General features: G+C 62.9%; 11 protein-coding genes. 7 read left to right on the top strand and 4 right to left on the bottom strand.

Annotated features, from left to right (window positions below; genetic code table 11):
- Positions 1 to 20 precede the first annotated feature (20 nt).
- On the bottom strand, positions 21 to 1724 hold the full coding sequence (locus tag DQG19_RS14040) for a DUF6909 family protein (protein WP_232826529.1): 1704 nt from the start codon (positions 1722 to 1724) through the stop codon (positions 21 to 23).
- Positions 1725 to 1737: 13 nt separating this feature from the next.
- Complete coding sequence (locus tag DQG19_RS14035; RefSeq protein WP_157974510.1) at positions 1738 to 2817, bottom strand: hypothetical protein; 1080 nt, start codon at positions 2815 to 2817, stop codon at positions 1738 to 1740.
- 308 nt (positions 2818 to 3125) lie between these two features.
- Here DQG19_RS14035 and DQG19_RS14030 point away from each other — a divergent pair, with 308 nt between their 5' ends.
- From DQG19_RS14030 to DQG19_RS14015, 4 genes are read left to right on the top strand one after another with little or no spacing between them, the layout of a single operon-like run.
- Positions 3126 to 4298 carry an acyl-CoA dehydrogenase family protein gene (locus tag DQG19_RS14030; RefSeq protein WP_232826528.1) on the top strand — a complete coding sequence of 391 codons (1173 nt, stop codon included), beginning with the start codon at positions 3126 to 3128 and terminating at the stop codon, positions 4296 to 4298.
- A gap of 34 nt (positions 4299 to 4332) precedes the next feature.
- Positions 4333 to 5265 (top strand): UbiA family prenyltransferase, encoded by a 933-nt coding sequence (locus DQG19_RS14025; protein ID WP_116126910.1) that lies wholly within the window; start codon positions 4333 to 4335, stop codon positions 5263 to 5265.
- Between the two features lies 1 nt (position 5266).
- Positions 5267 to 5836, top strand: coding sequence for an acyltransferase (locus tag DQG19_RS14020; RefSeq protein ID WP_116126909.1), 570 nt, complete (start codon positions 5267 to 5269; stop codon positions 5834 to 5836).
- Between the two features lie 53 nt (positions 5837 to 5889).
- Complete coding sequence (locus DQG19_RS14015; RefSeq protein ID WP_116126908.1) at positions 5890 to 6915, top strand: Gfo/Idh/MocA family protein; 1026 nt, start codon at positions 5890 to 5892, stop codon at positions 6913 to 6915.
- Here the strand turns inward: DQG19_RS14015 and DQG19_RS14010 are convergent.
- Positions 6910 to 7338 carry a DUF3293 domain-containing protein gene (locus tag DQG19_RS14010; RefSeq protein WP_116126907.1) on the bottom strand — a complete coding sequence of 143 codons (429 nt, stop codon included), beginning with the start codon at positions 7336 to 7338 and terminating at the stop codon, positions 6910 to 6912. The genes DQG19_RS14015 and DQG19_RS14010 overlap by 6 nt on opposite strands.
- An 85-nt stretch (positions 7339 to 7423) precedes the next feature.
- Here DQG19_RS14010 and yidC point away from each other — a divergent pair, with 85 nt between their 5' ends.
- From yidC to ettA, 3 genes are all read left to right on the top strand, one after another.
- A complete protein-coding gene (gene yidC / locus DQG19_RS14005) occupies positions 7424 to 9316 on the top strand; it encodes a membrane protein insertase YidC (protein WP_116126906.1) in 1893 nt (630 codons plus the stop codon).
- Positions 9317 to 9385: 69 nt separating this feature from the next.
- Positions 9386 to 10183 carry a DUF6438 domain-containing protein gene (locus DQG19_RS14000; protein ID WP_116126905.1) on the top strand — a complete coding sequence of 266 codons (798 nt, stop codon included), beginning with the start codon at positions 9386 to 9388 and terminating at the stop codon, positions 10181 to 10183.
- Between the two features lie 24 nt (positions 10184 to 10207).
- A complete protein-coding gene (ettA, locus tag DQG19_RS13995) occupies positions 10208 to 11890 on the top strand; it encodes an energy-dependent translational throttle protein EttA (protein WP_116126904.1) in 1683 nt (560 codons plus the stop codon).
- Here the strand turns inward: ettA and DQG19_RS13990 are convergent.
- Positions 11880 to 12302, bottom strand: coding sequence for a monoheme cytochrome C (locus DQG19_RS13990; RefSeq protein ID WP_116126903.1), 423 nt, complete (start codon positions 12300 to 12302; stop codon positions 11880 to 11882). The two genes, ettA and DQG19_RS13990, sit on opposite strands and share 11 nt — an antisense overlap.
- Position 12303 lies beyond the last annotated feature (1 nt).

The following is a 12303-nucleotide window of genomic DNA, read 5'->3' as shown; positions in this document are numbered from 1 at the left end:
GGTAAAAACGATCGTATCTTCTACGCTGCGAAGATGCTTTTAAGTATCTGGACCGTGATCAGGTAGGTAGGTTTTACGCCGTCCACGCCCAGGCTTCCGCTGGCCAGCGTGTGGCCGGTCACCAGCGGGTTGTCGCTGGCGTAGTAGGCGTAGCGCAGCTTCAGGTTCGGGTTGACGCTCTTGCGGATATGGGTGGCCGCCTGTATGGCCTTCTGGTAGTGGGCGCCCTCCATCTCCAGCCCCACGGCGCGCCAGCTGCTGTCGAGGAAGTATTCCAGGATCTGGCGGTTCTGCAGGCTGGTGCCGAGTACCGTCACCATGGGGCCGCCGTACACGCCCAGGCCGTTACCCTCGAATTGCTCTACCGTGAAGTCGTTGGCGAAGGGGTAATTGTCGGCCGTCCCCTCGAATACGTGGGCGTCGGGGATCATCAGGTCGCCCTTGATGCCCTCCAGGATGCCGGCCTTGCCCATTACGTTGATGCTTTCGACCGGCATCTGGTGCACTTCCTTGCTGCCGGGTACGTGGTAGGGGCGCAGCAGCTCGTCCATGCTCTCGTAGGCCTGTTCGCCGAAGGCGTAGTCCATGACGAGCAGGACGGGCGCGCGGCTGGGGTCGTCGTAGGGGCGGAAGCCCAGTTCGGCGCTGATCAGCTCGGGGTCGCAGGCGGCGGTATCGAAGAGTTGTACGCCGATGTTGCTGCCGCTGGTGTCGATGACTTCCACCATGCCGTTCTTGAGGGCCAGTTTGGTGACCGACTCGCGCAGCGGGCGCCCTTCGGGCTGGGAGAGGGCGCGGGCCACGTCGTAGACCGAGCCACCCACGCGCAGTTTCTGGGCGGTGGCCGCGGGTGCAAAGAGGGCGTTCATCACGCTGTGGAGGTTGGCACTGATCACGTGCAGCGGCCGGTCGAACAGCTCGCGCTCCAGCAGAATATCCTTGACGGCATCCGCCCAGAGCTCGCCGAAGTAGTGGTGACCGGTCTTTTCCCGCAGGGAACTGGAGAAGGAAACCTCCCGGTCCTGATCGTTTTCCAGTTCCTCCTTGGCCAGTTGGCCCAGCCAGTAGGTGATGTGGAAGAGGCTGCTGACCATCTCCTCGTCGGCAAAGCGCCGGCAGGCGGCCACAACCTCGTCGTACGTACGGCCCAGCAGGGTACTCAGGTAGGTGTAGGCGGTTTCGATCTTGAAGTCTTCGCCCCGCTGCTCCTTGTCGGCGATTTCGGCCAGCAGCTGCCACTCGCGCTTTTGCCGGCCCTTGCTATCGAGGCTGTTGCGGTAGATCTTGTTGGCCTCGGCGTACAGGAAGGTCAGGTGCGTAAGGATGTCGTAGATATCGCTCCGCCCCCGGGTCATCTCGATGTACATCTCGTGGGTATCGATCCGGTAGGCCTCGCGGCGGCGCTTGGGCGGCACGATCGGGGTGAAGTGACTGTTCTCGTAGCCCTCACGCGTGATGAGGCGGATGAAGCGGCACTCCTCCACGCCCTTCGGCAGGCGCTGGAATACGTAGTGTAACCCGTTGAGCTCGACGCGCTCGCTGTCCGTAATGGAACCGTAGATCTCGGGCCGCAGGATCATAAGGTTGTCCATTAGCGTCTTGCCGCTCATACCGCCCGGCTTGTAGCTGCCGCGGAGGAGTAGGTGACGCATGGCGATATAGAGGCGCTGTACGGCCGCCCGGCTTTCCTGGGCGCGGGTGCGGTTTTGGGAGGGCTGCATCATGCGGCAAAGGTAATTAGCGTCGCGAGCTTGCCCCGTAATCGGCGGCCCGGCCGCCGGAGGGGATGATGTCGGCGGTGGTGCCGCGCAGCTGGTCGTACATCAGTACGCTGGTCGAGGAGCTCATAGTGGCCAGGTCGTCGTAGAAACGCTGTACGAAACGCTGCAGTACGCGGCGTTCCCGCACGTCGATGAGGGTGAAGTCATCGATGAGGCGGAGCAGGGTACGCCGGTTGCTTCGAAAGGACTGGTTGACGCCCCGGAGGGTGCGGTCGCTCTGGTCGAAGCCCAGGTACACCCGCTGGAAGATGCTCTGCTGACCCACGTCGGCCGCCGGGCTGGCGTAGGGCGCGCCCACCCAGCCGCTGAAGTCGAAGTCGTAGCCGACCGGCACGAGGCGCCCGTCGGCGTCCGCGATCACCTTGACGTTGCGGTGCAGCGGCAGGCTCCAGTCGCCGTTGGCGATCAGGTACTGAAACAGGGCGTGGGTCGCTTCGGCCACGGGGTCGTAGCGCTCGGAGGTGAGGCCCGCCGGAGCATCGACCTCTTTGCCGCCGTTGCGGGCGGCCATCTCGTCGGTGTCTTCGAGGATAAAGGCGTAGCCGGTCCGGTCAGGGGTGCGGCCCGCGGCGTCGCGGTACGTCAGCCGCAGCAGCTGCGTGCGGTAGTGGGCATCGGGGCTGAGCAGGGCGTAGGCACGGTAGGCGAGATATTCCTTCAGCAGGAGGGCGGTAGCGGTGGAATCGTCGTAGCAGGTGTTGACGAGCTTGAGCTTATCGAATTCGGCCAGGCCGGCGTCGCGGAGCTCGCCCTTGGAGAAGTTGAGTTTCAGGGGTGGGGTGGCGCAGCGCGAGCGGCGGAAGCGGCCGCGCAGTTCCACCTTCAGCCCCAGGTAGCGGGTATCGCCGGTGGTGTCGGCGAAGGCCAGGGTGGCGACCTGCGGTCCGCGGGTGGTGGCCTGCAGGCTATCGAGCGGCAGGGTCAGTACCACGTCAACGGCCTCGGTGGCGGGGGCCCGGTAGAGCAGGTCGAAGATCGACTGCCCGAAAAGGGGCAGGGTCAGGGAAATGAGAGAAAGCAAAAGGAAGCAACGCATAAGCGAAAATTGGTCGGTCGGTCAGGGTAATCAGTAGTCGTGGAACGGCGAAGATGGGGGCAAGTTGCGTCTTGGAAAACCGAATTAATATTGGTTTTACTTATATTCGCAGGAGATTTATAAAATCAATATCGGCTTCACACTAGTTTTTAGAATTTACGTTGGTAATAGGTGAAATCAGGCAATAGAGAAATCTCCGCCGTTAAATTTTGCCAAATGCCTGCCGTCGGCGCTCTGACAGCCGTTCTGCTAACAAAATGCCGACTTTAACATTTTATCGGTAGCCCTTTCACCAACCACCACATCGCATGACCGCAAATATGACTTCGGCGGCCCCCACCTCCGCCAGCGAAGAACAACTCGAACTTATCCGGCAAAGTGCCGCTGACTTTGCCCGTACCCACATCGCCCCGCACGTGATGGAGTGGGACGAGAGCCAGAAATTTCCCCGCGAACTCTTCCACCAGATGGGGGAGTACGGCTTCCTGGGCGTACTCGTACCGGAGGAGTACGGCGGAAGCGGCCTCAGCTACGCCGAGTACATCACCGTGATCGACGAGGTCGCCCAGGTCTGCGGCAGTATCGGTCTCAGCGTTGCGGCTCACAATTCCCTATGTACCAACCATATCCTGCTCTTCGCCAGTGAGGAGCAGAAGCAGAAATACCTGCCCCGGCTCGCCAGCGGGGAACACCTCGGTGCCTGGGGGCTCACCGAGCCCAATACCGGCTCGGACGCCGGCCGCATGCGGACCGTAGCCGAGAAGCAGGACGACGGTGGTTACGTGCTCAACGGCGCCAAGAACTTTATCACCCACGGCATCAGCGGCGACGTTTGCGTCGTCATCGCCCGCACCGGCGAGTTGCTCGACAGTCACGGCATGACGGCCTTCATCGTCGAGCGCGGCGACGAAGGATTCCGCGGCGGCAAGAAGGAGGACAAGCTGGGCATGCGCGCCAGCGAAACCGCCGAGATCATCTTCGAGAATTGCTACCTGCCGGCGGACCGCATCATCGGTGAAGTGGGCGAAGGCTTCATCCAGAGCATGAAGATCCTCGACGGTGGCCGCATCAGTATCGCCGCCCTCAGCCTGGGCATCGCCAAGGGAGCCATGCAGGCCGCCCTGGCCTACAGCCAGGAACGCGAGCAGTTCGGTAAGGCGATCAGCCGGTTCCAGGGCATCTCCTTCAAACTGGCCGACATGGCCACCGAGATCGAGGCCGCCGAGTTACTGACCCGCAACGCCGGCCGGCTGAAGGACGCCGGACAGTCGGTCACCCGCGAATCCGCCATGGCCAAGCTCTACGCGTCGGAAACCAGCGTCCGCGTAGCGAACGATGCCGTCCAGATTTTTGGCGGCTACGGCTTTACGAAGGACTACCCGGTGGAGAAGTACTACCGCGACTGCAAACTGTGCACGATCGGGGAGGGGACGTCGGAAATCCAACGCCTGGTGATCAGCCGCGAACTGCTGCGCGGGTAGAACTCCGGACGGCCATTCCGTGTATCTTGCCCCCATGCAACGTTTGCCATTTGTCGATCTGCTTCGGCTGGTTCGGGTACAGAATCTTGTAGTTGTCGTACTGACCCAGCTACTGGTGTACTACCGTATAGTCCTTCCGGCGCTGACCGAAGAGGGGCTGGCCGGGGTATTGCGCCCCTGGAAATTTTTCGAGTTATGCCTGGTTACGGTGGCCATCACCGCCTCGGGCTACGTGATCAACGACCTGCGCGACGTTCGTATCGACGCCATCAATCACCCTGGCAAGAATATGGTGCTCAAGCTGGGGCGGCAGAACGTTCAGTGGATCTTTGCCGCGATCGTCTTCGTAGGCTACCTCTTCGCGTTGTTGCTGGCGCTGCGGTTGGGTGAGCGGCAGCTGCTGCTCTTGTTCCCACTGGCCATCGGTACCCTGGCACTGTACAGTGCCACGCTGAAGCGACTGCCCTTCGTCGGCAATTTCCTCGTTGCGCTGTACTGTGCCGGCGTTACCGGCATCCTGGTGGTGGCCGAGCGCGACGCCCTCGCGGAGCTTCGTTCCCTCAACCCCGCCCTGGCCGCCAGTACGCTGCGCGTCTGCATTCTGTTCATGGTCTTCGCCTTCGTGGCCACGCTGCTGCGCGAGCTGGTCAAGGACCTGGAGGACCTGCGGGGCGACCGGCAGGAAGGGCGCCGGACCCTGCCCGTCCTGCTCGGAGTCACCACGGCCCGGCGGCTGGCCATGGCGTTGGGGGGCATCGTCAGCGTAGCGATTTTGTTTCCCGTGTTGCTGGGCTGGCCGGCCTTCATGCAGCCGCCGATGCTGATCTGTATCGGCCTGTTGCTGCTGGCGGTGGTGGTCATCGTCGGCCAGCTCGCGATCGCGCGCCGGCAACCCGACTACCACCGGCTTAGTACCCAAATCAAGGTTCTGCTGGTCGGCGGCCTGGGCCTGCTCATCTTTTTCTGATATGGAACCGCCTTTTGTACACCCTACGGCGGTAGTAGATCCCGGCGCCCGCCTGGGTGCCGGCAGTAAGGTGTGGCACTTCTGCCACCTGATGGCCGACTGTGAGGTGGGGCCCGGTTGCAGCCTCGGACAGAATGTCTTCGTGGCGGGCGGGGTCCGCCTCGGGAAGGGTTGTAAGGTGCAGAATAACGTGAGTCTGTTCACCGGCGTGGAGCTGGGCGACGACGTATTCGTCGGCCCCTCCGCCGTATTCACCAACGTCAAGAACCCGCGCGCTTCCGTCAATCGGCGGGGCGAATATCTCCCTACGCGGGTAGGTAACGGGGCCACCATCGGCGCGAATGCCACCGTCGTCTGCGGCGTCACGCTGCACGCCTTCGCCTTCGTGGGGGCGGGCGCCGTCGTAACCCGGGACGTACCGGCCTACGCCCTCGTCACGGGCAATCCCGCGCGGCAGACGGGCTGGCGGAGCGAGGCGGGGCATGCGCTCTCCTTCGACCCGGCCGGCCGGGCGCGCTGTCCGGAAACCGGCCCGTACCTGCTCGAGGATGGGGTAGTGCGCCGGGCCTGATCCCACGGGGGCGCCCGGGAAGTTACTTGCGGCCGTTACCTTCGCCGCCCACTATGCTTGTTCGCTTCGCCGTCATCGGGCTGGGCCACATCGGCCGCCGCCACGCCTCCCTGATCGCCGCTCACCCCGGCGCGGAACTGGCGGCTGTCTGCGACACTCGCCCGCGTGCCGCCCTGGATTGGCCCACCGGTGTCGCCCCCCACCTCCCCCTTTTTCCCTCACTCGCTGATTTGCTCTCCACCGTTCCCGTCGAGGTGGCCTGTATCTGTACGCCCAACGGACACCACGCCGACCAGGCCATCCGCTGCCTGAATGCCGGGCTGGACGTCGTCGTGGAAAAGCCGCTGGCGTTGACGGTAGCCGACTGCGACGCTATCCTCGCCGCCGCGGACCGTGCCGGCCGCCGGGTCTTCGGCGTCATGCAAAACCGGTACAGCCCGGCGTCCGCCTGGCTCAAGGACATTGTCGATGCCGGTCTCCTCGGCCGGATCCGGCAGGTACACCTGGACTGCTTCTGGAACCGCGACGCGCGCTACTACCGCGACGGAAGCGGCCGGCCCCACCCCTGGCACGGCGACGCGGAGCTGGACGGTGGCGTACTCTTCACCCAGTTTGCCCATTTCATAGATCTGCTGTGCTGGGTATTCGGGGCGCCGCGGGTCGCCGGAGGGCGCTTGGCGCGGCAACACGGCGGGGAGCTTTACCCCTTTGCCGATACGGGGCAGGTGCAATTTGACCTGCCGGGGGGAATCCTGGGCAGCCTCAACTTCAGCACGGTGGTCTGGGACCAGAACTTCGAGTCCACCCTTACGGTCATTGCGGAGGAGGGTACGGTTAAACTCGGAGGCCAGTACATGAACGAAGTGCGCTATTGCCACGCCCGGAACGTCACCCCACCCGCGCTCCCGCAAAGCCCCCCCGCCAACAACTACGGACCGTACCAGGGCTCCGCGGCCAATCACCACTTCGTGATCGATAACGTGGTGGAAGTGCGCAACGGGCGCGCGGAAGTGGCCACCACCGGAGCCGAGGGGCGTACCGTAGTGGCCGTGATTCAGGCGATTCACGACCGATTATAGCCAGTACAATCGCGGACTGCCGCCGGCCTCTCCCTCCACGATTGCGTACTGACCGAACCGCCGACCCAGGTCGCGGACCTTCTCACGCGGCGCGTCGAGGAGCAGAAGACCCGGCTCGTCCGGCCAGCGGCCATCCGGATCTGTGCCGGTGGCCCCGCGGTGGGTTAGGGAGCCGGTCAATGCCAGCAGGCGGCCATGCCGGGCGAGGTTTCTGGTGGCGGACAACGGCTTGGAGCGGGGGTTGCAGGCCGTGAGGAAGGCGTAGTCGTGGTAGCCTTCGTGTGCCAGCCAACGGTCAAAATCGGGGTGGGGGACATCTATTTGCAGGGCAAACCCATTGAAGACATAGCGGGCGTTGCGGTAGGCGGCGGCCAGCCGTTCGTCGGGTAAGGAAGCTGATTGATCGGAGGGCGGGTTCGGCATAACACTTTGCTGCGTACCTTTGCGGCCCCAAAGGAACCGGGCGCGGAGCGTCGGGTTTTCTGCTTACAACAATAAAGACTCTGCTATGGAGATGGACAGAACTTCCATCATTGGTATCGTCCTCATCATGCTGCTCTTCGTCGCGTGGCAGTACGTGGCTGCGCCGAGCCCCGCGGAGATCGAAATGGAACAGCGTTACCAGGATTCGATCGCCGCCCTCAGCGAAACGGAACTGCGGGCCGGTGACGACCTGCTTCCGCAGGATGCCCCGGACAACGACGCTTCCCTCACGGACTCCGCCCGCGTAGCCCAGTACGGCGGCCGCTTCGGTGCTTTCGCCGCCGCGGCAACCGGAACCGCCGAGGACGTGGTGCTCGAAAACAACGTGATGCGCGTGACCCTGTCCACCAAGGGGGGGACGATCCGCCAGGCCGAGCTGAAAAACTACGACAAGGTCGTGGAGCAGGACGACGACGAGGAGGTACACCTGCCGCTTTTGCTCCTGGAGGACGAGCGCAACAAATTCGAGTACACCCTGCCCGTGAACGGCGTTTCCGGCGAAGGCGTCAAGACCAGCGACCTCTACTTTACTCCCACGGTGGAGGGTAATACCGTGATCCTGCGGGCTCCGATCAGCGGCGGTTCCGGCTACTTCGAACAGAAATATACGCTCCCCGACGATACCTACCTCATCGACTACGACGTACGCTTCGAGGGCCTCAACACCGTGCTGGCCAATACCGAGGGCACCGTGCGCCTGCACTGGGAGAACCACCTGGACAAGATCGAGCGGAACAGCGATTACGAATCGCGCTACTCGACCCTCTACTACAAGCCGGTCGACGACGACACCGATTACTGCTCGTGCACCAGCGACGATACCGAGGAACTGCAGGGGCAATCGCTCAAGTGGGTAGCCGGCAGCCAGCAGTTCTTTACTTCCGCGCTCATCGCCGACGATCGCTTCAGTGGCGGGGTCCTCACCACCGTGGCCGACCGCGACCGCCTGCCCGACGACCAGCTCAAGGTGCTCATCAGCGACCTGCAGCTGCCGGTAGGCACGTCCCCCTCGGAGACCTTCGGCATGTCGCTCTACGTTGGCCCCAACGAATTCGAGCGCCTGCGGGCGATCGGTTACGACCTGTCCGACGTGATCAGCTTCGGCTCCTCCATTTTCGGATCGATCAACCGGTGGATCATCCGACCAGTCTTTAATTTCCTGTCGAGCTTCATTGGCAATATGGGTATCGCCATCCTCGTCCTTACCCTACTGGTGAAATTGCTGGTGTACCCGCTCACCTACAAGATGCTGGTCAGCCAGTCGAAGATGCAGGTGCTGAAGCCCGAGATCGACAAACTGAAGGCCAAGCACAAGGACGACGCGCAGGCCGCCCAGATGGAAACCATGAAGCTCTACCAGGAGTACGGGGCAAGCCCGCTCGGCGGATGTTTGCCGATGGTCCTGCAGATGCCCATCTGGTTCGCCCTTTATCGCTTCTTCCCGGCCTCGATCAGTTTCCGGCAGGAGAATTTCCTGTGGGCCAACGACCTGAGTACTTACGACAGCATCCTCCGCCTGCCGGAGTGGATTCCCTTCATGCAGGGCCACCTGAGCCTGTTTGCCGTGCTGTGGGCCGTTACGACCGTCATCTACGCCTTCTACAATAGCCAGCACATGGACTACAGCGCCCAGCCCATGATGAAGTACTTTCAGTACATCATGCCCCTGGCCTTCCTGGGCTTCTTCAACAGTTTCGCCGCCGGCCTCACCTGCTACCTGTTCTTCAGTAACGTGATCAACATCACACAGACACTGGTGACCAAGAACCTGATCATCGACCAGGACAAGCTGCGCGCCAAGCTAGAGGAGAACAAGAAAAAGCCGAAGAAAAAATCGGGCTTCAGCGCCCGCCTGCAGGAGGCGCTCAAGGAGCAGCAACGGGCACAGGCCGCCGCCCAGTCCAAGAAAGGCAAATAAGCCGACCGACCGACCCGCCGGAGTCAACCTACGGGGCCGAATCGCTTTTGATTAGTTCAAGTCCTCGTCATGAAACCCTTAGTTACCGGGCTGCTCCTGAGCTTCGCCCTTATCCTCTCCTGCACCCGTCAGCCGGTGGGCATCACCGGCTCCTCGAATACCGTCATCGCGCCGCCCACCGAATCCGACGCGGCGACGCCCGACCCCCGCACCGAGCAGGCCATGGCCGAACGGCCCGACGCCAGCCAGCGGGTGATGGAAACTCCGGAACGCAGTACCGCGGTGCCCCAACCCGCTGACGTGAAGGCGCTGCGCAATACGCGACGCACCACGACACCCGCCGCCGTACCCGCGGGTACCGACCTAGCCGAGAACGAGACGGCCCGCATCGAAAACCAGGGGGCGGTAGGGGAGGCCGACCTGAGCGGTAGCGCGCTGCCCAAGACGGAATCCTCCGGGGGGGCTCCTCTGATGACCTTCCAGAAATCGAACTGCTACGGCGACTGCGAAGCCTACACCTTCGACCTGCGTACGGGCGGGCTTTCCTCGCTGCGCGTCGACCAGGGCGCGATCGCCGAGGGGCTCTACAACCGGCAACTGTACTCCATCGACTACGACCGCCTAAACAACTCCATCGACAGCCTGCGCGGGCTCGACCTCGCCCCGGTCTATCCCGAGGAAGCACCCATACCCACCGATATTCCCTACCGCCTGGTCACCCTGCCGGATCTCGAGGGCAACCCCCGCTCCATCAAGGTCTACGGCGGTGCCCCCCCCGCCCTCAAGCGCTTCCTGGACCGCCTCGAGCTGCTCATCAGCGAGCAGTCGTGGGAGCGGGCCACCGAGCAGGACGACGACCGCGAGTAATTTCTCACCTACAACTCACCCACTATGGCCGATAACAAGATCATTTTTTCCATGGAGCGGGTCTCCAAGACCTTCCCCGGAGCGAATAAGAAAGTCCTCAACAACATTTGGCTCAGTTTCTTCTACGGCGCCAAGATCGGCGTACTCGGTCTCAACGGCAGCGGCAAATCGACTCTGCTGAAGATCATTGCCGGCGTCGATAAAAACTACGAAGGCAACGTCGTCTTCGACGGCAGCTACAAGATCGGCTACCTCGAGCAGGAACCGACCCTCGACCCCAACAAGACGGTCCGCGAGATCGTCGAGGAAGGCGTACAGGAAACGGTCGACCTGATGAAGGAGTACGAGGCCGTCAACCTCAAGTTCAGCGAGCCCATGGGCGACGACGAGATGAACAAGCTCATCGAGCGGCAGGGCGAGCTTATGGAGGAGCTCGAGAACCGCAACGCCTGGGAACTCGAGAACCGCATCGATACCGCCCTGGAAGCGCTCCGCTGCCCGCCCGACGACGCAAAGGTCGACGTACTTTCCGGTGGTGAACGCCGCCGTACCGCCCTGGCCCGCCTGCTGCTCAGCAACCCCGATATCCTCCTCCTCGACGAGCCCACCAACCACCTCGACGCCGAATCCGTCGACTGGCTCGAGCAGTACCTGCAGAGCTTCCCCGGTACGGTCATCGCCGTGACGCACGACCGCTACTTCCTCGACAACGTGGCCGGCTGGATCCTCGAACTCGACCGCGGCGAAGGCATCCCCTGGGAAGGCAACTACTCCAGTTGGCTGGAGCAGAAGTCGCAGCGCCTCGCCCAGGAGGAGAAGCAGGAGTCCAAGCGGCAGAAGACACTCAAGCGGGAGCTGGAGTGGATCCGCATGGCCCCGAAAGCCAAGCAAAGCAAGGGCAAGGCCCGCCTCAACGCATACGACAAGCTGGTCGGCGAAGAAGGCCGTGAACGCGAAAAGAACCTCGAGATCTACATTCCGCCCGGACCGCGCCTCGGCGACGTCGTCATCGAAGTGCAGCACCTCAAGAAGGGCTTCGGCGACCGCGTACTCTTCGACGATGCCACCTTCACCATCCCCAAGAACGCCATCGTCGGCATCCTCGGGCCGAACGGGGTGGGTAAGTCCACTTTCTTCCGCCTGCTGGTCCACGAGCAGGAGCCCGACGCCGGCGACATCAACATCGGAGAAACGGTCGAGATCAGCTACGTTGACCAGGCCCATACCCAGTTACAGGACGGCAACAAGACGATCTACGATGTCGTCAGCCAGGGCCACGATATGATCGAGGTGGGTAACACCTCCGTCAATGCCCGCGCCTACCTCAGCCGCTTCAACTTCGCCGGGGCCGACCAGCAGAAGAAGGTCGGCGTACTCTCCGGGGGGGAGCGCAACCGGCTTCAACTGGCCATGACCCTCCGCGAGGGCGGCAACGTGCTACTGCTCGACGAGCCGACGAACGACATCGACATCAATACCCTCCGCGCCCTGGAGGACGCGCTGGACAGCTTCGCCGGCTGCGTGCTGGTCATCAGTCACGACCGCTGGTTCATCGACCGCCTCGCCACCCATATCCTCAGTTTCGAGGACGAGGGCAATATCCGTTTTTTCGAAGGCAACTACTCCCAGTACGAGGCCACCAAGAAGGCCGAACGCGGAGACGTCACTCCCCGCCGCCCCCGCTTCAAGAACGTCATCAATCGGTAGGCTGCTCCAGAATGTACCACTCTACGTCTCCGAGGGGCGGGCGCCGGCCCGTTTCCTCGGGGGCGTAGTACGTCGCGAGGTAGTCCACGATGGGGCCCTCGTGGGGTCCGAGATCCTGCAGGCCCTGGGTCTCCTGCATCCAGTGGATCATGTCCAACCATCCCTGGCGATCGGCCCGGTTCTGGGTGATCAGCTTGGCGCTGTGGCAGGCCAGGCAGTTTCCCTTCACCAGTAGGTAGTCTCCTTCGGCGATCAGGCCGGTCAGCGTATCCACGCCACCCACCACCCCGGGGGGCGGGGCCGCGGGTGCCGTGCTTGGCTCACCGGCGGAGTCGTCCCGGCAGGTGGATAGCCCGAGTGCACTTAGGACGAAGCCAAGCAGGATCAGCGAATAGCGGAAAGGGGCCGGCATA

The organism is Lewinella sp. IMCC34183 (assembly GCF_003390915.1).
GTDB lineage: Bacteria > Bacteroidota > Bacteroidia > Chitinophagales > Saprospiraceae > Neolewinella.
This window is presented reverse-complemented; position numbering and strand designations above follow the sequence as displayed.